The organism is Pseudomonas sp. (assembly GCF_032058845.1).
GTDB lineage: Bacteria > Pseudomonadota > Gammaproteobacteria > Pseudomonadales > Pseudomonadaceae > Aquipseudomonas.
Genome location: NZ_DAMCCR010000037.1, coordinates 14,135 through 35,336 on the forward strand (window position 1 = coordinate 14,135; position 21,202 = coordinate 35,336).

Below are 21,202 nucleotides of genomic sequence, written 5' to 3' on the forward strand. Positions count from 1 at the left end.
ACCTGATGCAGCAAAACCTCTTCCACGCCGGTCCAACGTGCGCATCCCCGGACGCTCATGGAGGCCACGATGGCGCAGCGTTGCTCGATCGATCAGGCGGTAGACCAGGTGCTGGCGCAGCTCCCGGCACACATCCACATGGGCCTGCCGCTGGGCCTGGGCAAGCCCAATGGCTTCGTCAACGCACTGTACGCGCGCATGCGTGAATGCCCTGAACGGCGCCTGACGATCTACACGGCCCTCAGCCTTGGCCGACCGCCAGCCGGCGATGGCCTGCAGAAGCGCTTCCTGGAGCCGTTCCTCGACAGGGTCTTCGCCGACTACGAAGAGCTCGACTACCTCACCGACCTGCGCAACGATCAGTTGCCACCGAACATTCGCGTAGAGCAGTTCTTCATGCAGCCCGGCAGCCTCCTGCACAGCGACGCCGCCCAGCAGGACTACGTCAGCAGCAACTACAGCCACGCCGCGCGCGATATCAACGCCAAGGGCCTGAACCTCATCGCGCAACTGGTCGCTACCTCGCCAGAGCGGCCGGGCCAATTGAGCCTGGCCTGCAACCCGGACATCACCCTCGATCTGTTACCCAGGGTCGCCAAGCGCCGCGCCGCCGGGGAAACCATCCTCGTGCTCGGCCAGGTCCACGCTGAGCTGCCGTACATGCCCGGTGATGCGGAACTCGCCGAGGCGCAGTTCGACCTGTTGATCGATGTGCCCGAGCAACGCCGCCTGTTCTCGACACCGAACATGCCGGTCACCACCCAGGATCACTGCATCGGCCTGCACGTCAGTGCACTGGTGCGCGACGGTGGCACGCTGCAGATCGGCATTGGTGCCATGGGGGATGCCGTGGCCTCGGCGCTGCTGGCCCGTGAGCAGGACAACACGAACTACCGCCAGCTGATGGGCGCGCTGGACCTCAGCCCCTGGCAGGCATTGATCGAACAGGAAGGTGGCCTGGCGCCCTTCGAGCAAGGCCTGTATGGCTGCAGCGAAATGTTCGTCAACGGCCTGCTGGCGTTGGCGGAGGCGGGGATCATTCGCCGGCCAGCCGATGAAAGCGGGGTGCTGGTACACGGCGGCTTCTTCCTCGGCCCACGCAGCTTCTACCAACGGTTGCGCGAGATGCCACTGGCTCAGCGCGAGCGCTTTGCCATGACCGCCATCAGCTACATCAACGAGCTGTATGGCGATGAAGCGCGCAAGCGCCGCCAGCGCCGCGATGCGCGCTTCGTCAACACGGTGTTTGCCGCCACGTTGCTGGGGGCTGGGGTGGCGGATCAGCTGGAAGATGGCCGCGTGCTCAGCGGGGTCGGCGGGCAGTACAACTTCGTCGCCCAGGCCCACGCCCTGGAAGGCGCCCGTTCGGTGCTGTTGTTGCGCAGCTGGCGCGAGGCGGGTGGGGAGGTGAGTTCCAACCTGTACTGGGAATACGGCCACTGCACCATTCCCCGCCACCTGCGTGACATCGTGGTGACCGAATACGGCATTGCCGACCTGCGCGGGCAGACTGACAGTGAAGTGATCGCCCGGTTGCTGGCGATCTGCGATTCACGTTTCCAATCCATATTGATGGCCGATGCAAAGAAGGCCGGCAAGCTGGCCGACGACTTCGAGCTGCCCGCGCGCTTCACCGACAATACCCCGCAACGGCTTGCGCGCGTTCGCAGCGAGCAGCCGGCGTTCTTCCCGGAGTATCCACTGGGCAGCGACTTCACCGATGAAGAACGTGACCTGCTGCGCGCGCTGAACTGGCTCAAGAGCAAGTTCAAGCTCAGCGAGGCGCTGGAGCTGGGCAGAGCCGCACTGGATGCGCCCGCGCCTGAGGCATTTCCTGCGCACCTGGTGCGCATGCAGCTGCAAGACCCGCAGGGCATCAAGCAGGACCTGTATCAGCGCCTGCTGTTGGCGGCGCTGCAGGCGACCAGACTTACAGGAACGTGACGACCCCGCCTTCCAGCGATTTCACCCGTGCCAGCGATTCCACGCGATAGCCCTGGCTGTCCAGCTCGGCACGGCCGCCCTGGAACGACTTTTCGATGACGATGCCAATGCCGGCCACGGTAGCGCCGGCCTGCTTGATGATCGAAATCAGTGCCTGCGACGCTTTGCCGTTGGCCAGGAAATCGTCGATCACCAGCACGCGGTCGCTGCTGTTGAGGTGACGCGGCGAGACGGCTACGGTGTTTTCGGTCTGCTTGGTGAACGAATACACCGAGGCGGTCAGCAGGTTTTCGGTCAGGGTCAGCGACTGGTGCTTGCGCGCGAAGATCACCGGCACGCCCAGGCGCAAGCCGGTCATCACGGCCGGGGCGATACCGGAGGCTTCGATGGTGACGATCTTGGTGATGCCGGCCTCGGCGAACAGGCGGGCGAACTCGTCGCCGATCAACTGCATCAGGGCCGGGTCGATCTGGTGGTTGAGAAACGCGTCGACTTTGAGCACCTGATCGGAAAGCACGATGCCTTCGTCGCGAATCTTCTGCTGCAGTGCTTGCACTGGGGTGTCCTCGATGAAACGAATGTGGCCCCGGCCCATGCGGTCGGAGCAAAGTTGAAAGGGTAATGGGTTGTCAGCGTTTGAGCATTGCCCGAATGTCGGCCAGCGCGGTGTTGCCACGGGCGGCCTTGACCTCTACCGGGGCGTCGTCCAGGCCTTCCCAGGCCAGGTCATCGGGCGGCAGTTCGTCAAGGAAACGGCTGGGGGTGCAATCGATGATCTCGCCGTACTGCTTGCGCTTGGCGGCGAAGGTGAAGGCCAGCGTCTGACGGGCGCGGGTAATGCCCACGTAGGCCAGGCGGCGTTCTTCCTCGATGGTGTCGGCTTCGATGCTGGAGCGGTGCGGAAGGATTTCCTCTTCCATGCCCATGATGAACACGTAGGGGAATTCCAGGCCCTTGGACGCATGCAGGGTCATCAACTGCACACCCTCGGCGTTGTCTTCCTCTTCCTGCTGACGCTCGAGCATGTCGCGCAGCACCAGCTTGCCGATGGCGTCTTCGATGGTCATGTCACCCTCTTCGTCTTTTTCGAGGGTGTTTTTCAGGGCATCGATGAGGAACCACACGTTGCTGATGCGAAACTCCGCGGCCTTGTCGCTGGCGGTGTTCTGGCGAATCCAGTTTTCGTAGTCGATGTCGCGGACCATCTCGTGCAGCGCGGCAATCGGGTCGTCCAGCGCGACCTTGTGGCGCACGCCGTCGAGCCAGTGCTTGAAGCGTTGCAGGCGCTCGGTGTAGCGCGCATCCAGGTGCTCGCCCAGGCCTAGTTCCTCGCTGGCGGCATACATTGACACGCCGCGCTCGGTGGCGTAGTTGCCGAGTTTTTCCAGGGTCGTGGAGCCGATTTCCCGGCGCGGCACGTTGATCACGCGCAGGTAGGCGTTGTCGTCGTCGGGATTCACCAGCAGGCGCAGGTAGGCCATGAGGTCCTTGACCTCCTGGCGACCGAAGAAACTGTTGCCGCCCGACAGGCGATACGGCACCTGGTGGTGCTGCAGCTTCAGCTCGATCAGCTTGGCCTGATAGTTGCCCCGATACAGAATGGCGAAGTCGCTGTAAGGGCGGTCGGTGCGCAGGTGCAGGGTGAGGATTTCCATGGCCACGCGCTCGGCCTCGGTGTCCTCGTTCTTGCAACGGATCACGCGGATCTCGTCGCCCACGCCCATCTCGCTCCACAGCTGCTTCTCGAAGGCGTGCGGATTATGCGCGATCAGCACGTTGGCACAGCGCAGGATGCGGCTGGTGGAGCGGTAGTTCTGCTCCAGCATGACCACTTTCAGGGAGGGGTAGTCCTCCTTGAGCAGCATCAGGTTTTCCGGGCGGGCGCCACGCCAGGCGTAGATCGACTGGTCGTCGTCACCGACCACGGTGAACTGGTTGCGCTGGCCAATGAGCATCTTCACCAGCAGATACTGGCTGGCGTTGGTGTCCTGGTATTCGTCGACCAACAGGTAACGCACCTTGTTCTGCCAGCGCTCGAGCACCTCGGGGTGCTCTTCGAACAGCTTCACCGGCAGCAGGATCAGGTCGTCGAAATCCACCGCGTTGTACGCCTTGAGCGTGCGCTGGTAGTGGGTATAGACGATGGCTGCGGTCTGCTCGCGGGGGTTGCGGGCTTGTTCCAGGGCCTGGGCGGGCAGGATCAGCTCGTTCTTCCACGCACCGATCATGTTCTTCACTTCATCGATGCCGTCGTCGCCCGCGTACTCTTTCTGCATGATGTCCGACAGCAAGGCCTTGATGTCGGTCTCGTCGAAGATCGAGAAGCCTGGCTTGTAGCCCAGGTGCGCATGCTCCTTGCGGATGATGTTCAAGCCCAGGTTGTGAAAGGTGCACACCGTCAGGCCGCGGCCTTCACCCGGGCGCAGCAGCGTGGCGACACGCTCTTTCATTTCGCGCGCGGCCTTGTTGGTAAAGGTCATGGCGACGATGTACTGGGCGCGAATGCCGCATTTCTGCACGAGATGGGCGATTTTGCGCGTAATGACGCTGGTCTTGCCCGAACCTGCACCGGCGAGCACCAGCAGGGGGCCGCCGACGTAGTCGCACGCTTCCTGCTGCCGGGGGTTGAGTCGGGACATGCGGTAAACCGGGGGTGGCCAAAAATTAGCCGCGCATTCTAGCAGGCCTGCGAGGCCATGGCGCGACCGTCTGCCGTGGAAACGGTTCGCATAAATCACATTTGCCCAGCCAAGCGCTTTGGCGCAGCATTGGCGACAGAATGTGACGCGATATACGGCATTGTGCCTCTATTTTGTTGAGAACCATTTCCAGTTGTGGAGTAGCATACGGCCGTCCGTCGCTATGCCTCTCGCCTAAGGAGCCCGCGTGTCCGCGCCTGCCGAACCCTTGCGTTTGCTGTTGTTGGCCGATGAACCGGAATGGGCGGCGCACCTGCGTCAGTGCTTGCAAGCCTGCGAAAGCACCGCCGTGCTGCTGACCGCGCCGGCCTGGGATGCGGTCGACAGCCTGTTCGCCGACGACCGCCTGGCCGTGGTGCTGGCCACCCCGCGCCGTCAGCCGCAGCCGGGGCGCTGCGCATTGCCGACCATCCTCCTGCTGGATACCGAACCCCTGACCCCGCCCGCCGGTGCCAGCGACTGGCTGGTCCGCGGCCAGTGCACCGCTGATGTGGTGCGTCGCTCGTTGCGTCATGTGCGTGAGCGTGGCCTGCTCCTGACCACCCTGCAACGCCTGGCGGAACAGGACCCGCTCACCGGCATCGCCAACCGCCAGGGCTTTCAGGCGCTGCTCACCGCGCGTCTGGCGCAGAACGACGGGCGTGGCCTGGCCCTCGGCCACCTCGACCTGGACAACTTCCGCCACGTCAACGACGCCCTCGGCCATCAAGGCGGCGACCGGCTGATCCTGCAGGTGGTGGCGCGGGTCCAGAAGCAACTGGAAGCCGGTGACCAGCTCGCGCGCCTGGGCAGCGACGAGTTTGCCCTGTTGATCGACACCCAGCGCGACGGTAACCGCGCCCAGCGTATCGCCGAGCGCATCACCGAGGCCTTGGCCGAGCCTTACTGGATCGACGGTGAAAGCCTGCTGCTGGGTTGCAGCCTGGGCCTGGCCCATTCACGTGCCCAGGCCGGCCCCGACCCCCTGATGTGGCATGCGCACATCGCCATGCGCCAGGCCAAAGGCGTGCAGGGCTGCACCTATCACCTGTTCGATGAACGCATCAACCGTAACGCCCGTTGCCTGGCCGACCTGGAAGGCGAGTTGCGCCGGGCGCTGCGCCGTGACGAGCTGGAGCTGCACTACCAGCCGCGCCTGAGCCTGAGCGACGGGCGCATTGTCGGCCTGGAGGCCTTGGTGCGTTGGCGCCACAGTGAGCGCGGTTTGCTGCCGCCCAGCGATTTCGTACCGCTGGCTGAACAAAGCGGGCTGATCGTGCCGTTGGGGTACTGGGTCATTTCCCGCGCGCTGCGCGACATGCAGGCGTTGATCGCCAGCGGCGTGCCGCCGTTGCACATGGCGGTGAACCTGAGCTTTCGCCAGTTCCAGGACAGCCAGTTGCTGGCGACCCTGAGCCGCCTGATCATCGAGCATGGCGTCGATGCGCGCTGGCTCGAGTTCGAGCTGACCGAGACCGCGGTGATGCGCCGCAACGAGCAGGTGCGCCAGACCATGGACGCCTTGGGGCACCTGGGCGTGCGTTTCTCCCTGGACGATTTCGGCACCGGCTTTTCGTCGTTCATGCACCTCAACAGCCTGCCCATCACCCTGCTCAAGATCGACCGCAGTTTCGTCGCCGGCATGGGCCTGCGTGAGGAAAACGCCAAGCTGGTGCCCGCGATGATCAACCTGGCGCACAACCTCAACCTGGAAGTGGTGGCCGAAGGCGTGGAAACCCATGCGCAACTGGCGCTGTTGCGCAGCCTCGGGTGTGACCAGGTGCAGGGTTTCCTGGTCAGCCGGCCGCTACCGGTGGAGGCGCTGGTGGCCTACCTCAACGGTGGTGCCAGCCGTGCCCTGGTCGAGGCGTGGTAAGGCGGCAAAGTCTGATCGCCTGTCACGCCATGGCAGGCCTGGCCCGGCGTGCCAGCAGGCGGCGCATCTTCCATTCGAAGCCGAAGGTCAGCGCCACCGAAGCGCAGGCCAGGCCCAATGCCAGGCCCCACCACAGGCCTACCGCGCCCTGGCCCCAGGTGAACGCGAACAGCCAGGCGCTGGGGGCGCCGACCAGCCAGTAGCAGCCCAGCCCGATGAGGAAGGTGGTCTTGGCGTCTTTCAGGCCGCGCAGCGAGCCCATGGCGATGGTCTGCACGCCATCGAACAGCTCGAACCACGCCGCCACCATCACCAGTGCCACGGCCAGTTGGTAGATCGCCGCGAAGGCGGGGTCGTCACGGTCGATGAACAGGCCCACCAGGCCTTCCGGCAGCAGCCAGAACAGCGCGGCGAAGACGAACATGATCAACGCGCCGAAACCAATCCCCACGCGCCCGGCACTGCGCGCCGCGAGCAGGTGCCCGGCACCGTAGTAGAGGCCTACCCGCATGGTCACGGCGTACGACAACCCGGTCGGCACCATGAACGCGGCCGACACGATCTGCAGCGCCACCTGGTGGGCCGCAAGCTCGGTGCTGCCGAGAATGCCCATGCACAGGGCGGCGAACGCGAACAGGCCGATCTCTACCATGTACGTGCCGCCGATGGGCAGGCCCAGGCGCAGCAGTTCGCGCAGGGCTGTGAGCGACGGCCGGCTCAGGCCCCGGCGCAGCGGGTAGGCGTCGTAGACCGGGTGCCAGCGAATGTACAGCGCCAGGGCGATGGCCATGCCCAGCGAGATCACCGCGGTGACCAGGCCGATGCCCATCAGCCCCAGGTGCGGCAGGCCGTAATGGCCTTCGATCAAGGCATGGTTGAACACATAGTTGAGCACCGTGCCGACCAGGCTGATGACCATGACCGGGGTCGAGTGCCCGAGCGCGGCAGTGAAGCCGCGCAAGGCCATGAAGGTCAGGTAGCCGGGCAGGGCCAGGGGCAGCACGGTCAGGAACTGCATGGCGCTGTCGACGTTCTGCGGGTTCTGGCCGAACAGCAGCAACAACGGTTTGAGGTTCCACAAGGCAAGGGCGGCCAGCAGCGCCACGCCCCACGCCAGCCACAGGCCGTTCTGCGCCAGGCGCGTGGCGCCGGCGATGTCGCCAGCGCCCTTGCGGATCGCCACCAGGGTGCCGACCGCGGCAATGATGCCCAGGCAGAAGATCGACACGAACGAATAACTGGCCGCCCCCAGGCCGCCGCCGGCCAGCGCCTGCGGACTGATGCGCGCCATCATCAAGGTGTCGGTGAGCACCATCAGCATGTGCGCCAGTTGCGAGGCGATCAACGGCCCTGCCAGACGCAGCAGCGCTTTGAGTTCGGAAAAGGGGGCAACGTGCATGGCAGCCTTCGGGCGGGTAGGGCGGAACGCTGATTCTGAGGCCTGGATCAGCGTTGCACAAAAGGAATCGCCGCCATCCGGCACGCCGGCCCGGCCACATCAAGACGGGTGACGACTTGAGGCCCACCACGATCCTCCAGGTTCGAGCTCGCTCGCGATGGACGTCAACGATGACACGAACGCCTGACACCGCGCGGTGCCTGGGCTTTTTTCGCGAGCAAGCTCGCTCAGGGCCTCGCTGAACGTGCGCGGCCGTGCCGGGTTCCCAGACCCTACAAGTTAGGCAGGTCCAGCGCCTGGGCGCAGGCTTGCATCGAGCGGTATTCGGTTTGCGCGTACAGTGCCAGCTCATCCTGCACCGGCATCTGCAACGCCGCTTCGAAGGCTTCCCGGTTGGCGTTGCTGCCGTAGTGCGCCTGGGCATCATCCCCCAGGTTGGACTGGAAGATTCCGGCCGCGCTGACCGGCAGGAAGTCTTCGTAGACCAGCGCTTCGATGCGCACATGCCCCGCCTTGATCAACTCGCCCCATCGCAGTGGGCGGTGCGCATCACCCCGGGCTGCCAGGCCGCGCTCGGTGGGCAGATAGCGAACGAAGGCCAGGTGTTCCTGGCGCATCTGCTCGAGGTCGTCCGGGAAGGCCGCGAACGTCTCGGCCAGCAACGCGCGGTAGCGTTCGGCGTTGGCCTCGGCCGGCACGCCGCCCAGGGCTGCGCGGGTAGCGTCGAGCAGGCGGTCGTAGAGCTGGCGACCCTGGGGCGTCAGGGCCGCGCCACGCTGTTCGATTTCGCCAAAGCGTGCGGTGTGGCTACCGCCATCGCCCTCGCCGAGGAAGGCCACGTTTTCCTGCAGGGCCTTGAAGCTGGTCTGGCGCAGCAGGATCGGGTGGCGCCGCGTGGGTGGCCCTTCGATCACGGCCTTGGGCGCAATGCCTTTGGCCGGCATGCCGGCCTGGATGGCGTCGATGTCCAGCGTGCGTGGGGTCAGGTGATTGATGTGCGGGCCTTTGAAGGCCACCACATCGGCGATCAGACGGTGCTGGTCGTGCAATTGCCGATAGTGCTCGGCAGTCACGGTGGCCTCGTTGTGCCAGCGGAAGGTGTGCAGCGCTTCTTCGACGAAGCACTCGGCATCGGCTGCATTCAGGCCGCCGTCGCGTTCGCATTGCGCAATCAGCGTCAAGACCTGTTCGGTGAAGATCCTGCGTTTGGCCAACAGGCTCTGCGCCAGCTCGCGCAGTTCGGGGTTGTCGATCAGCTCCAGGCGCAGCAGTGAGGTGAACACGCGGAACGGGCTGATGCGCAGCGCGTCTTCGTGCACCGCGCGAAAGGCCGTGGAGTGCACCGGTACACCCGCCGAGCTCAGGTCGTAGTAGCCCACCGGCTGCATGCCCATCACCGCGAACAGGCGGGCGATGGTGGCCAGCTCCTCAGCGGTGCCGACGCGAATGGCGCCATGGCGTTCTTCATCCAGACGCTCGATTTCGCCCGTCAGGCGCAGCGCTTCGGCCACCTCTGGCTGCTCGGCGAGCACCTGCTGGTTGACCTCACCCACCAGCGCCAACAAGGTGCCGTACAGCGGCACCTCTTCTTTGTACATGAGCGACATCGCGGCAGAGAACTGTGCGCGAATGCGGTCTGGGCTGACGAAATCATGGGCGGGCATCGCAAGCTTCCTGAGGCTGTGAAGGACCGGGACATGAAAACTGGGAATGCACGTGCCTCACAAGCGAAAAAAAGTGGCTGAGTCATTCCGTTTTTGATCGATCTAGCGCTGAATGATCAAGGATTTGGACGCGCTTACACGCAAAGAAAGCCAGCTCCCGCAAGGTACTGCGCAGTCGCGTCTGGTCCGTGACTACGCCTGGACCGTTCCAGGACGGCGCTGCCGCCCATCAGGCCCCATCGTGACCGCCGGACCGTTCGCTCCACACATCGGCGTGGCAGCGCAGGGCAGGCGCCTACACCGCCAACTGCTGCTGCACCCATTCCACCAACGCCCGCACCTTGGGCACTTCCGCCGCATGCTCGGCGTAGGCCAGGTAATGCGCGCCATTGCTCGGCATGGCGTGGTCCCAGGCGAGCACCAGGCTGCCTTCGGCGAGCTCCTTGGCCACCAGATAGCGCGGCACCAACGCCACGCCGCATCCCGACTGCGCCGCGCTGAGCGCCATGTAGAAGGTGTCGAAGCGCGGCCCCTGGTAGCTGTTCACCGACTGTAGCCCCTGTTCCAGGAACCACTCATGCCAGGCTTCGGGCCGCGACGCGTTCTGCAGCAGCACCCACTGCGCCAGCTCGGCAACACTGCCCAGGGCGCCGCCTTGCAGCAGCTCCGGCGCACACACCGGCACCACGGCTTCGCGAAACAGCTCCAGGCACGTCGCGCCTGGCCAGGTGCCACGGCCGAAGAAAAACACCACGTCCGCTGCACCCTGCAACAGCACGAACGGCTCCATTTCGTTGCGGATGTCCAGGTGGATGTTCGGGTGCGCGCGGCCAAAGCCCTTGAGGTGCGGAATCAGCCAGCGCACGCCGAAGCTGGGCTGGGTAGCTACCTTGAGCACCTCGGTCTGCTGACCGTAGGTCAGGACATAGCGGCTGGACATGTCGATCTGGATGAGGATCTTGGTCACTTCGGCCAGGTACAGGCTGCCTGCCGGTGTCAGTTGCAGGCGCCTGCGAATGCGCAGGAACAAGCGGTGATGGAGCATCTCTTCCAGGTGCGCGACCTGCTTGCTGACCGCGCTCTGGGTCAGGTGCAGCTCGTCGGCGGCGCGGGTGAAGCTCAGGTGGCGGGCGGTGGCCTCGAAGCATTGCAAGGCGGCCATGGTCGGCGTCAGGCGTTTGGACATAGTGGGTCTCTACTGACCAAAAACATTCATTGGCGGAATGATAAGCGGAGTAAAGGTCATTTGTTGCACCGATGTAATCGGATTAATACTGAATTCCAGGGATGTTCCCACCTGTTCACCGATGGAGGAGAAGCACGATGGTTGCAGCATTGCTCGAGCGCCTGGGCGTGGCCGCTGAGGCTCATACGCGCGGCGATCACCCGGTCCATACACCGATCGATGGTAGCCAGATTGCGTCGGTACAACTGGTCGGCAAGGCGCACACCCACGCCAGCATCGACCAGGCTCAAAGCGCTTTCGAGGCCTGGCGTGACGTGCCGGCCCCACGCCGGGGCGAGCTGGTACGCCTGTTTGGCGAGGTGCTGCGTGCGCACAAGGCCGATCTGGGCGAGCTGGTCTCCATCGAAGCGGGCAAGATTACCCAGGAAGGCCTGGGCGAAGTGCAGGAAATGATCGACATCTGCGACTTCGCCGTGGGCCTCTCGCGCCAGCTCTACGGCCTGACCATCGCCTCCGAGCGCCCGGGCCACCACATGCGCGAAACCTGGCACCCGCTGGGCGTGGTCGGGGTGATCAGCGCGTTCAACTTCCCGGTCGCCGTGTGGGCCTGGAACACCACCCTGGCGCTGGTGGCCGGCAACGCCGAGGTGTGGAAACCGTCGGAAAAAACTCCGTTGACCGCGCTGGCCTGCCAGGCGCTGTTCGACAAGGCGCTCGAGGCCTTCGGCGATGCACCCGCAGGGCTCGCGCAGGTGGTGATCGGTGGTCGCGAAGCCGGCGAAGCATTGGTCGATGACGCACGCGTGGCGCTGGTCAGCGCCACGGGCAGCACGCGCATGGGCCGTGAAGTCGGGCCACGGGTGGCCGCACGTTTCGGCCGCAGCATCCTCGAGCTGGGCGGCAATAACGCCATGATCCTGGCCCCTAGCGCCGACCTCGACCTGGCTGTGCGCGGCATCCTGTTCTCGGCCGTCGGCACGGCCGGGCAACGCTGCACCACCCTGCGCCGATTGATCGTGCACCGCTCGATAAAGGACGAGGTGGTGGCGCGCGTCAAGGCGGCGTATGCCAAGGTGCGTATCGGCGATCCGCGCAAGGACAACCTGGTCGGCCCGCTGATCGACAGCCAGGCCTTCGACGCCATGCAAGGCGCGCTGGCCAAGGCCCGCGACGAAGGCGGGCAGGTGTTCGGCGGCGAGCGGCAACTGGCCGAGCAATTTCCCAATGCCTATTACGTGGCCCCGGCCATCGTCGAGATGCCGGCGCAGACTGACGTGGTGCGGCATGAAACCTTCGCGCCGATTCTCTATGTGGTTGCCTATGACGACTTCGACGAAGCGTTGCGCCTGAACAACGAGGTGCCGCAGGGCCTGTCGTCGTGCATCTTCACCACCGACCTGCGTGAAGCCGAGCGCTTTCAGAGTGCGTCAGGCAGCGACTGCGGTATCGCCAACGTCAACATCGGCACCAGCGGCGCGGAGATTGGCGGAGCGTTTGGCGGCGAGAAGGAAACCGGTGGCGGACGAGAGTCCGGTTCCGATGCATGGAAAGGCTACATGCGTCGGCAGACCAACACCGTGAACTACTCTCGGGAGTTGCCGCTGGCACAAGGGATCGTGTTCGATTGAGGGCAGAGGTCGGTCGCGTGATGTCGGGTGTACCCCGAGGGTCATTTGCGGCCGCTGCGCGCTCATCGTGGTTGACCGGAATGTCGGACCTGCCGCTCGCACACGTGGGTATGCGACTGTGGGAGCGGCCGGTCCGGCGCTCCGGTCAGCCGCAATGGGCGGCGATGCCGCCCCAGTCCAGCCCCCCTGCAATCCCTGCCATCCATCAAGCCACAACCCCTCGCAACCACCGCATTACAAGAACAACATCGCTGGAGCCCGACCATGTCCCAATTGCGTCAAGGCTGTCTGTGGGAATCCGTCACGCCATCGAGCGTGCCCGTGCAACGCCTGGCCGGCGAACACAAGGCCGATGTCTGCGTGATCGGCGGTGGCATCACCGGGCTGACGGCGGCGCTGCACCTGCTCGAACAGGGCCGCTCGGTGGTGCTGCTCGAAGGTCACGTCATCGGCCATGGCGGCTCGGGGCGCAATGTCGGGCTGGTCAACGCCGGCACCTGGATCCGCCCGGACGATGTCGAGGCGACCCTTGGCCATGAACACGGTGGCCGTCTCAATGCGGCGCTGGGCGCGGCGCCGGCGCAGGTCTTCGCGCTGATCGAGCGCTTGGGCATCGATTGCCAGGCGCAGCACGAGGGCACGCTGCACATGGCGCACAACGCCACCGGCATCGCCGACCTCGAAGCCCGGCATTCGCAGTGGGCGCGGCGCGGCGCGCCGGTCGAGTTGCTGACCGGTGCGCGCTGCCAGGAATACTGCGGCACCGACAAGATTGCGGCGGCGCTGCTCGACCACCGCGCGGGCACCCTCAACCCGATGGGATATACCCAGGGCCTGGCTGCTGCGGTGGCCCGGCTGCACGGCAAGGTCTATCAGCAGTCGCCCGTACAACAGCTGACCAAAACCGAAGGCGGTTGGCAGGTGCAGACCGCCGACGGCCAGGTGCAGGCGCAGCAGGTGGTGATTTCCACAGGGGCTTACACCGAGGGCGACTGGAACACGCTGCGCACTCAGTATTTCCGGGGTTACTACTATCAGGTCGCGTCCAAGCCCTTGCACGGCGCCGCCGCAGAGGCTGTGCTGCCACACGGGCAAGGCTCGTGGGACACGCGCACGGTGCTCAGCAGCATTCGCCGCGATGACCAGGGGCGCTTGCTGCTGGGCAGCCTGGGACGGGTCGACAACAAGCCGGCCTGGTTCGTCCGCCGTTGGGCTGACCGTATTCAGCGCCATTACTTCCCCGCGCTGGGCAAGGTCGAGTGGGAGATGCACTGGACCGGCTGCATCGACTTCACCCCTGATCACCTCATGCGCTTGTTCGAACCCGCCCCTGGGTTGGTCTCGGTCACCGGCTACAACGGCCGAGGCAATACCACCGGCACTATGGTGGGCCGTGCGCTGGCCGACTTTCTGCTCAGCGGCGAGGTCGAGCGACTACCGATTCCGTTTTCACCCGCCAAGCCGGTGAGTGCGCCAAGCCTGCGTACGGCGTTCTATGAGTCCGGGTTCTCGCTGTATCACGCAGGGCAGTGTCTGCGGGTGGTGCTCTAGCGCTGAGTGGGGTGAGGGTCACGGATCCGCTCCACCGTGTGGCGAGCGGGCCTGCGCGACCGGTCGCTCGGCGCTAATGCGTGGGAATCTGCAAGCGGTTTGTGCTTGAGGGCGCTCGGACCAGAGGCCGCTCCACCGGCTGTTTTACGCCGTGGCCAGGCCGGCCAGGCTGCAGCAAAGCGACCGCGGGAACAGGCACGAATCAGTCAACCGATCTGAACGTTCAGTAGCACCTGGACTCAAGACCAAGACCTGTTCATGTTCCTGGAGATATCGCTATGAGCACCCTCGTGACCCGTGACGGCACTGCCCTCTACTACAAGGATTGGGGCACTGGCCAGCCCGTGCTGTTCAGCCACGGCTGGCCGCTGGATGCCGACATGTGGGACTCGCAGATGGAGTTCCTGGCCAGTCGCGGCTACCGCGTGATTGCCTACGACCGCCGGGGTTTCGGCCGCTCCAGCCAGCCGTGGGAGGGCTATGACTACGACACCCTGGCTGACGACATCGCCCAGCTGATCGAGCACCTGGACCTGCAGCAGGTCACCCTGGTGGGCTTCTCCATGGGCGGCGGCGATGTGAGTCGTTATCTTGGCCGCTTCGGCAGCGAGCGGGTTGCCGGCCTGGTGTTGCTGGGTGCGGTCACGCCCATGCTTGGCCAGCGTGCGGACCATCCTGACGGCGTAGAAGATGCCGTGTTCGAAGACATCAAGGCCAGCGTGCGCAAGGACCGCGCGCAGTTCATCAATGAGTTCGCCACCCCGTTCTACGGCCTGAACAAGGGCCAGCAAGTGTCCGATGGGGTGAAGGCGCAAACCCTGCACATGGCCTTGCTCGGCTCGATCCACGCCACGCTCGAATGCGTGACGGCGTTCTCGCAGACCGATTTCCGAGCGGACCTGGCCCAGGTCGATGTACCGACCCTGATCATTCATGGTGATGCTGACCAGGTGGTGCCGTTCGACATCACCGGCAAGCAGGCCGCCGAGCAGATACGCGATGCGCAACTGAAGGTCTACCCAGGTGCGCCGCATGGCTTTGCGGTCACCCACGCACAGCAGCTGAACGAAGATTTGCTGGCCTTCCTGTCGCGTTGAACGGCGCAACTGCCAGGCGCGCTCAGCCCTGATAGCGCGCCGCTGCGCTGCTCAAGGTCTGCGCGATTTCCTCGCGCAGGCTCAGCGGCTGTTCCACCAGTACGCCTTCACCCTGGCTCAGCAACCACCAGCGCAGCGGCAGGCCGTCGCTGACCGTGGCGCGCAGACGATGGCCCTGTTGCAGGGCCGTGATCTGCATGTCGCGGCTCAGTGGGGTCTGGCGCAGCTGCCGGGCCAGTGCATCGCTGATCCAGGCTTGCAGCTCCAGGCCCTGCTCGGGCGGGGCCTGCAGCGCCTCCGTGCGCAGATACCCTTGCAGGTCGAAGCTGCCACGCAACTCGCTACCCGCCGTGGCGGCCCAGTGCCAGCCAAACGGAATGCTCTTGTCGTTACGCTCGATGGGAAAGATCAGTGACAGGTCATTGAGGTCCCGCTCGACGGTGCGCTTGCTGACGTCGAAGCCCACGTCACGCAGGCTTCCGACCAGTTCGGCGCTGGTGATGCCCGGCGAGCGGCTCGGCAGTTGACGCAGCAACGCCCACTGTCGGCTGAGGGTGGCGCGGGTGGTGGCGAACGGCAAATTGAAACGTCCTTGTCTAGGCTTGCCGCAATAGCATGGCGGCAGCGGGAACGCATGGCAATTAGCCACGTCTCGCTCAGATCAAGTAACCCGCATTTGGTTGCCTGAAGGCTGTTCGTTCGCGACAGGTTTTGTCGTGACTGCACGCCAGAATCACGGTCCATCGCAGTCGAGGTCGGGGTTGCGGTTTGTTCAACGAGGATGAACATGTCACCTGCCAGCAATATTCATTCACTGCTCGGACGCTTGTTACCGGCTGCCATCATGCCGGTCGAGCGTTCTTTGAACCGTCGTCAGCGGCTCTCCACCGGGGTCGGGCTGCCGGTCAATGGCGTGCAGTGCGCGCTGGTACAACGCTTCGATGCGGGCGACGATCTGCATTCGGTCTACCGCGATCTGCGCAGCGCGGCGCTGCACGGCGATGTCGCTGCACTCACCGACCTGGGTTGGGCCTGGCTCAACGGCAAATACTGGCGCGCCGATCCACTGCTGGCCAACCACCTGTTGCGCATGGCCGCGCTGCAAGGCTGCGCCACGGCCTGGTTCAATCTGGGGCAGCAGTATTATTTCGGCAAAGGCGTGGACATCGCCTACGCCAGCGCAGCCGCCTACTACCGCCACGCCTTCGAGTGCGGCATGACCCACGCCGCCGCGGCGTTGGGCGATCTGTACGAAGAGGAGGTCTGCGACGGCGACCAGTCTTGGAGTGTCGATCCCACTGCGGCCTATCGATGGTTTCTGCGCGGTGCCGAGCAGGGTGATGCGCGCTGTCAGTTCGAGGTGGGGTATCGGTTGCTGCATGGCGTACAGGTGCCGGTCGATCCCGCTACAGGGCTGTACTGGCTGGAGCGGGCCAGCACGGCGGGTGTGGTGCAGGCCGCCGAAGAACTCGCCCTGCATTTCAGCCGGCGCAACGCGGCGCGGTATCGGCATTGGCGTGAACAGGCCATCGGTCTGGGCAGCCGGCGGGTGGTGGGAATGGGCATGGATGATCAGGCGGGGGGGTGAGGGCGCCCGGCAACTTCCGCTGAACCTGTATCAAGTCCTGACCTCTTAATCACACCGCACCACCCAGCACTCCACCGCCCGGCACCCGCCGGTTGACGACAGGGGGACGGGCAGGCGTATATTAATAGTTAGCAAACTATGAATTAAAGCACCGTATCCCTATGACCCTTGATTCCCTGCGCCTCAACATCAGCAGCGGCATGATCGTTGCCGCTCGCCAGTGGCGGCGCACCTGCCATAGCGCGTTGACCGGCTATGGCATTTCCGAAGCCTGCGCCATGCCGCTGCTGATGATCGTGCGCCTCGGCGATGGCGTGCACCAGGTGGCCGTGGCCCAGGCGTCCGGCCTGGAAGGCCCGTCGCTGGTGCGCCTGCTCGACCAGTTGTGCAAGGCCGGGCTGGTCTGCCGCAGCGCCGACCCGCTGGATCGCCGCGCCAAGGCGCTGAGCCTCACCGCCGCTGGCCGCACCCTGGCCGAAGCCATCGAGGCCGAGCTGGTGCGCCTGCGCCGGGAGGTGCTCAAGGGCGTCGACCAGGCCGATCTGGAAGCCACTCTGCGGGTTATCCGTGCCTTCGAAGCGGCGGGTGGCCCGGCATGAAAGACTTCTTCAGCTCGGTGCCGCCTGCCCGCGACTGGTTCTACGGGGTGCGCACGTTCTCGGCGTCGATGATCGCCCTGTACATCGCCTTGCTCATGCAACTGCCACGGCCCTACTGGGCGATGGCGACCGTGTACATCGTTTCCAGCCCCTTCGTCGGCCCGACCAGTTCCAAGGCGCTGTACCGCGCGCTCGGCACCCTGCTCGGCGCCGGCGGCGCAATCCTGCTGGTGCCGCCGCTGGTGCAGTCACCGCTGTTGCTGAGCATTGCCGTGGCCCTGTGGACCGGCACCTTGCTCTACCTCTCGCTGAACCTGCGCACGGCCAACAGCTACGTGTTCATGCTGGCGGGCTACACCTTGCCGATGATCGCCCTAGTAGTGGTCGACAACCCCACTGCCGTGTTCGACGTGGCCTCTTCGCGGGCTCAGGAAATCTGCCTGGGCATCGTCTGCGCAGCGGTGGTCGGCGCGATCTTCTGGCCTCGTCGACTGGCGCCTGTGGTGGTCGACGCCACCGGCAAGTGGTTCGCCGAGGCACAACGTTACAGCGACCTGTACCTGGCCCGCGACTGCAGCGCCGAGCAGGCCGCCAGCATGCGCGCGAGTATGGTGGCGACCTTCAACAGCCTGGAAGTGATGATCGGCCAGCTCGGCCATGAAGGCGCCGGGCCGCACCTGCTGAAAAACGTGCGCGAACTGCGCGGCCGGATGATCCATCTGCTGCCGGTCACCGACGCCCTCGACGATGCCCTGTCGGCGCTCGAGGCCCGCGCACCCGAGCGCTTCGCCGAGCTGTTGCCGGCCCTGGCGCAGGCCCGTGACTGGTTGCAGGTCAGCGCCGAGCGCCCGTCGCTGGCGCGCTGGAAGACGCTCCACGCGATGTTGAGCGAGTTGCAGCCAGCGGGCGATGCGCTGGCCCAGCGCGACCAGCTGCTGCTGTCCAACGCCCTGTATCGCCTGGGCGAATGGGTCGACCTCTGGCAGGACTGCTGCACGTTGCAGAACGCCCTGCGCCAGGACGACGCCACCCCGTGGCGCGCGGTCTACCGACACTGGCGCCTGGCCCGGCTGACACCGTTCTTCGACCGTGGCCTGATGCTGTATTCGGTGTTCTCCACCACCACGGCGATCATCGTCGCCTGCGGCCTGTGGATCGGGCTGGGCTGGCACGACGGCGCCAGCGCGGTGATTCTGGCCTCGGTCGCCTGCAGCTTCTTCGCCGCGATGGACGACCCTGCGCCGCAGATCTACCGGTTCTTCTTCTGGACCATGATGTCGGTGATCTTCTCCAGCCTGTACCTGTTTCTGGTGCTGCCGAACCTGCACGATTTCCCCATGCTGGTGCTGGCCTTTGCCGTGCCGTTCATCTGCGTCGGCACCCTCACCGTGCAGCCGCGCTTCTACCTCGGCACGCTGCTGACCATCGTCAACACCGCCACCTTCATCAGTATCCAGGGCGCCTACGACGCCGATTTCCTCGCCTTCGCCAACGCCAACCTGGCCGGCCCCATCGGGCTGCTGTTCGCCTTCATCTGGACCCTGGTGGTACGCCCCTTCGGCGTGGACCTGGCAGCCAAGCGCCTGACCCGCTTCGCCTGGCGCGACATCGTCGAGATGACCGTGCCCGCCACCCTTGCCGAGCAACGCAAGGTCGGCGTGCAGATGCTCGACCGCCTGATGCAGCACCTGCCGCGCCTGTCGCAGACCGGCCAGGACACCGGCGTCGCGCTGCGTGACCTGCGCGTGGGGCTGAACCTGCTCGACCTTCTGGCCTACCTGCCGCGCGTCGGTGTGGAGGCTCGCCAGCGCGTGCAGACGGTGATCGCAGAAGTCGGCGGGCATTACGCCGCTTGTCTGCGTGCCGGTGAGCGGCTTCATGCGTCCCCGGCGCTGCTGCGCAACATGGAACGCGCCCGCCAGCGCCTGGTGCAGGAGCCAGGCGATGAGCGCGGCGAGGCCCGTGGGCACCTGCTGCATGCCTTGAGCGGTCTGCGCCTGGCGCTGCTGCCTGGCGTGGAAGTGACCCTCGAACCCACCGAACCTGTGCACTTGCCTCCGGGCCTGGATGGAGCGCCGCTGTGATTGGGGAAGTCGATGTCAGCGGGGTGTTCCTGCCCACGCTGCTGGTGATGATGGTGTTCACCTACGTGCTGTTTCTGGGGCTGCATGCGCTGCTGGTGCGCGTGCATTTCTATCGCCTGGTCTGGCACCGGGCGCTGTTCAACGTTGCCTTGTATGCCGTGCTGCTGAGCGCGGTCGACCACTTTTGCCGAAGCCTGATGCTATGAAAAAACCGATGCTGACCCTGGGCCGCGTGGTCCTGACCCTGCTGGTCGTGACCTTCGCCGCCGTGCTCGTGTGGCAGATGGTGGGCTACTACCTGTTCGCCCCCTGGACCCGCGACGGGCATATCCGCGCCGACGTGATCCAGGTTGCCCCGGATGTTTCCGGCCTGATCCAGAAGGTCGAGGTGCGCGACAACCAGGTGGTCAAGCGCGGTGACGTGCTGTTCACCATCGACCAGGATCGCTTCCGCCTGGCCTTGCGCCATGCGAAGGCCACCCTCGGCGAGCGCCAGGAAAGCCTGGCCCAGGCGGCGCGGGAAACCCGGCGTAACCGCAAGCTGGGCAACCTGGTGGCGGCCGAACAGCTGGAAGAGAGCCAGTCCCGCGAGGCGCGTGCCCGCTCGGCGGTCAACGAGGCGCAGGTGGCGGTGGATTCGGCCCAGCTCAACCTCGACCGCTCGGTGGTACGCAGCCCGGTCGACGGCTATCTGAACGACCGCGCGCCGCGCAATCACGAGTTCGTGACGGCGGGTCGGCCGGTGCTGGCGGTGGTCGACAGCACGTCGTACCACGTCGATGGCTACTTCGAGGAGACCAAGCTGGGCGGCATCCGCGTCGGCGATGCCGTGGACATCCGCGTGATGGGCGACGACACCCGCCTGCGCGGCCATGTGCAGAGCTTCGCCGCCGGCATCGAAGACCGCGACCGCAGCAGCGGCTCCAACCTGCTGCCCAACGTCAATCCGGCGTTCAGCTGGGTGCGCCTGGCGCAGCGTATTCCCGTGCGCATCGCCTTCGACGACGTGCCGCCCGACTTCCGCATGATCGCCGGGCGCACCGCCACGGTGTCCATCCTCGAGAGGCAGCAGCCATGAAGCAGTGGATGCTGCTGGGGCTGGCGCTGTCGCTGGGTGCCTGTACCACGGTTGGTCCTGATTACGAAGTGCCCAAGGACGCCGCCGTTCAGCGCAGCGACCTCAACGGCCCACTGCGCCAGGACGCTGACAGCGTGGTCTCGGCGCCGGTGCCGGACGACTGGTGGCGGCTGTACCAGGACCGCCATCTGGATGCGCTGGTGCAACAGGCGTTGGCCGCCAACACCGACCTGCGCGTGGCCGCAGCGAACATCGCCAAGGCCCGTGCGCAGGTGGACATCGCCGAATCCCGCGGTGGCTTCGACGGCGGCGTGAAGCTGGGCGCGCAGCGTTTGCAGGAGTCAGGCGAAGCCTTCTTGCAGCCGGAGAAGGTGCCAGTCGGCAATGTCGCCGATGCCGTCATCAGCGCTTCGTACCAGTTCGACCTGTGGGGCACCTTCAAACGCGGCACGGAGGTGGCCAAGGCCAATGCCGACGCCGTGCAGGCGGCCGCCGACACCGCGCGCATCACCCTGGTCGCCGACGTGGTCAAGGCCTACACGCAGGTGTGCTCGGCCAACGAGGAGTACCACATCGCCCGCGAGTCGCTGGATTTGCAGGAGCAGAGCGTGCAGCTCAACCAGCGCCTGCGCGATGCCGGCCGTGGCGACGAAACTCAGGTCACCCGCTCGCAAACCCAGTTCAAGTCGCTGCGCGCCGAGTTGCCGCGCTTCAAGGCTGAACACGAGACCGGGCTGTACACGCTGGCCGCGCTGCTGGCCAGGCCGGTCGAGCAACTGCCGGCGGGCGTGGCCGACTGCGCCGAGCTGCCGCACCTCGCGCAGCTGGTC

17 protein-coding genes are annotated in these 21,202 nt (G+C 65.5%); 11 read left to right on the top strand and 6 right to left on the bottom strand.

The genetic code is table 11. The features are described from left to right. Window positions 1–69: 69 nt before the first annotated feature. A complete protein-coding gene (locus RT028_RS09400) occupies window positions 70–1,944 on the top strand; it encodes an acetyl-CoA hydrolase/transferase C-terminal domain-containing protein (protein ID WP_312934444.1) in 1,875 nt (624 codons plus the stop codon). Here RT028_RS09400 and RT028_RS09405 read toward each other — a convergent pair. Together RT028_RS09405 and rep are read right to left on the bottom strand one after the other, a co-directional pair. Continuing rightward, window positions 1,931–2,500 (bottom strand): xanthine phosphoribosyltransferase, encoded by a 570-nt coding sequence (locus RT028_RS09405; protein WP_312934445.1) that lies wholly within the window; start codon window positions 2,498–2,500, stop codon window positions 1,931–1,933. The genes RT028_RS09400 and RT028_RS09405 overlap by 14 nt on opposite strands. A 73-nt stretch (window positions 2,501–2,573) precedes the next feature. Next, window positions 2,574–4,583 carry a DNA helicase Rep gene (gene rep, locus RT028_RS09410; protein ID WP_312934446.1) on the bottom strand — a complete coding sequence of 670 codons (2,010 nt, stop codon included), beginning with the start codon at window positions 4,581–4,583 and terminating at the stop codon, window positions 2,574–2,576. A gap of 247 nt (window positions 4,584–4,830) precedes the next feature. Here rep and RT028_RS09415 point away from each other — a divergent pair, with 247 nt between their 5' ends. After that, window positions 4,831–6,498: an EAL domain-containing protein gene (locus RT028_RS09415; protein WP_312934447.1), complete on the top strand. Its 1,668-nt coding sequence runs from the start codon at window positions 4,831–4,833 to the stop codon at window positions 6,496–6,498. A gap of 22 nt (window positions 6,499–6,520) precedes the next feature. Here the strand turns inward: RT028_RS09415 and RT028_RS09420 are convergent, their stop codons facing one another. From RT028_RS09420 to RT028_RS09430, 3 genes are all read right to left on the bottom strand, one after another. Beyond that, entirely contained in the window at window positions 6,521–7,897 is a 1,377-nt protein-coding gene (locus RT028_RS09420; protein WP_312934448.1) for a NorM family multidrug efflux MATE transporter, read from the bottom strand. A gap of 272 nt (window positions 7,898–8,169) precedes the next feature. Continuing rightward, on the bottom strand, window positions 8,170–9,561 hold the full coding sequence (locus RT028_RS09425) for a VOC family protein (protein WP_312934449.1): 1,392 nt from the start codon (window positions 9,559–9,561) through the stop codon (window positions 8,170–8,172). Window positions 9,562–9,856: 295 nt separating this feature from the next. Continuing rightward, the gene (locus RT028_RS09430; RefSeq protein WP_312934450.1) at window positions 9,857–10,747 is read right to left on the bottom strand and encodes a LysR family transcriptional regulator; all 891 of its coding nucleotides are present in this window, start codon (window positions 10,745–10,747) and stop codon (window positions 9,857–9,859) included. Between the two features lie 137 nt (window positions 10,748–10,884). Here RT028_RS09430 and RT028_RS09435 point away from each other — a divergent pair, with 137 nt between their 5' ends. The 3 genes from RT028_RS09435 to RT028_RS09445 all read left to right on the top strand — a co-directional run bounded on the left by RT028_RS09435 (window position 10,885) and on the right by RT028_RS09445 (window position 15,023). Next, window positions 10,885–12,375, top strand: coding sequence for an aldehyde dehydrogenase family protein (locus RT028_RS09435; RefSeq protein ID WP_312934451.1), 1,491 nt, complete (start codon window positions 10,885–10,887; stop codon window positions 12,373–12,375). Between the two features lie 264 nt (window positions 12,376–12,639). Beyond that, window positions 12,640–13,926 carry an FAD-binding oxidoreductase gene (locus tag RT028_RS09440; protein ID WP_312934452.1) on the top strand — a complete coding sequence of 429 codons (1,287 nt, stop codon included), beginning with the start codon at window positions 12,640–12,642 and terminating at the stop codon, window positions 13,924–13,926. A gap of 278 nt (window positions 13,927–14,204) precedes the next feature. Continuing rightward, window positions 14,205–15,023 (top strand): alpha/beta hydrolase, encoded by an 819-nt coding sequence (locus RT028_RS09445; RefSeq protein ID WP_312934453.1) that lies wholly within the window; start codon window positions 14,205–14,207, stop codon window positions 15,021–15,023. Between the two features lie 22 nt (window positions 15,024–15,045). Here the strand turns inward: RT028_RS09445 and RT028_RS09450 are convergent, their stop codons facing one another. Further along, a complete protein-coding gene (locus RT028_RS09450; RefSeq protein WP_312934454.1) occupies window positions 15,046–15,603 on the bottom strand; it encodes a WYL domain-containing protein in 558 nt (185 codons plus the stop codon). Between the two features lie 207 nt (window positions 15,604–15,810). On the opposite strand from RT028_RS09450, the gene RT028_RS09455 reads away from it, so the two are divergent. The 6 genes from RT028_RS09455 to RT028_RS09480 all read left to right on the top strand — a co-directional run. Further along, a complete protein-coding gene (locus RT028_RS09455) occupies window positions 15,811–16,611 on the top strand; it encodes a tetratricopeptide repeat protein (RefSeq protein ID WP_312934455.1) in 801 nt (266 codons plus the stop codon). Window positions 16,612–16,772: 161 nt separating this feature from the next. Beyond that, window positions 16,773–17,210, top strand: coding sequence for a MarR family transcriptional regulator (locus RT028_RS09460; RefSeq protein WP_312934456.1), 438 nt, complete (start codon window positions 16,773–16,775; stop codon window positions 17,208–17,210). Further along, the gene (locus tag RT028_RS09465; protein ID WP_312934457.1) at window positions 17,207–19,294 is read left to right on the top strand and encodes an FUSC family protein; all 2,088 of its coding nucleotides are present in this window, start codon (window positions 17,207–17,209) and stop codon (window positions 19,292–19,294) included. The genes RT028_RS09460 and RT028_RS09465 overlap by 4 nt, the downstream gene beginning before the upstream one ends. After that, complete coding sequence (locus RT028_RS09470; RefSeq protein ID WP_312934458.1) at window positions 19,291–19,500, top strand: DUF1656 domain-containing protein; 210 nt, start codon at window positions 19,291–19,293, stop codon at window positions 19,498–19,500. Before RT028_RS09465 ends, RT028_RS09470 begins: the two co-directional genes overlap by 4 nt. Next, window positions 19,497–20,372, top strand: a complete 876-nt coding sequence (locus RT028_RS09475; RefSeq protein ID WP_312934459.1) for an HlyD family secretion protein — start codon at window positions 19,497–19,499, stop codon at window positions 20,370–20,372. The genes RT028_RS09470 and RT028_RS09475 overlap by 4 nt, the downstream gene beginning before the upstream one ends. After that, a partial coding sequence (locus RT028_RS09480; RefSeq protein ID WP_312934460.1) for a TolC family protein occupies window positions 20,369–21,202 on the top strand: 834 nt, incomplete at its 3' end. The genes RT028_RS09475 and RT028_RS09480, both read left to right, overlap by 4 nt.

Coding starts and splice junctions, on each gene's coding strand:
- RT028_RS09400 (WP_312934444.1), top strand. CDS start 70: ATGGCGCAGCGTTGCTCGATCGATCAGGCGGTAGACCAGGTGCTGGCG.
- rep (WP_312934446.1), bottom strand. CDS start 4,583: ATGTCCCGACTCAACCCCCGGCAGCAGGAAGCGTGCGACTACGTCGGC.
- RT028_RS09420 (WP_312934448.1), bottom strand. CDS start 7,897: ATGCACGTTGCCCCCTTTTCCGAACTCAAAGCGCTGCTGCGTCTGGCA.
- RT028_RS09425 (WP_312934449.1), bottom strand. CDS start 9,561: ATGCCCGCCCATGATTTCGTCAGCCCAGACCGCATTCGCGCACAGTTC.
- RT028_RS09430 (WP_312934450.1), bottom strand. CDS start 10,747: ATGTCCAAACGCCTGACGCCGACCATGGCCGCCTTGCAATGCTTCGAG.
- RT028_RS09435 (WP_312934451.1), top strand. CDS start 10,885: ATGGTTGCAGCATTGCTCGAGCGCCTGGGCGTGGCCGCTGAGGCTCAT.
- RT028_RS09440 (WP_312934452.1), top strand. CDS start 12,640: ATGTCCCAATTGCGTCAAGGCTGTCTGTGGGAATCCGTCACGCCATCG.
- RT028_RS09445 (WP_312934453.1), top strand. CDS start 14,205: ATGAGCACCCTCGTGACCCGTGACGGCACTGCCCTCTACTACAAGGAT.
- RT028_RS09455 (WP_312934455.1), top strand. CDS start 15,811: ATGTCACCTGCCAGCAATATTCATTCACTGCTCGGACGCTTGTTACCG.
- RT028_RS09460 (WP_312934456.1), top strand. CDS start 16,773: ATGACCCTTGATTCCCTGCGCCTCAACATCAGCAGCGGCATGATCGTT.
- RT028_RS09465 (WP_312934457.1), top strand. CDS start 17,207: ATGAAAGACTTCTTCAGCTCGGTGCCGCCTGCCCGCGACTGGTTCTAC.
- RT028_RS09475 (WP_312934459.1), top strand. CDS start 19,497: ATGAAAAAACCGATGCTGACCCTGGGCCGCGTGGTCCTGACCCTGCTG.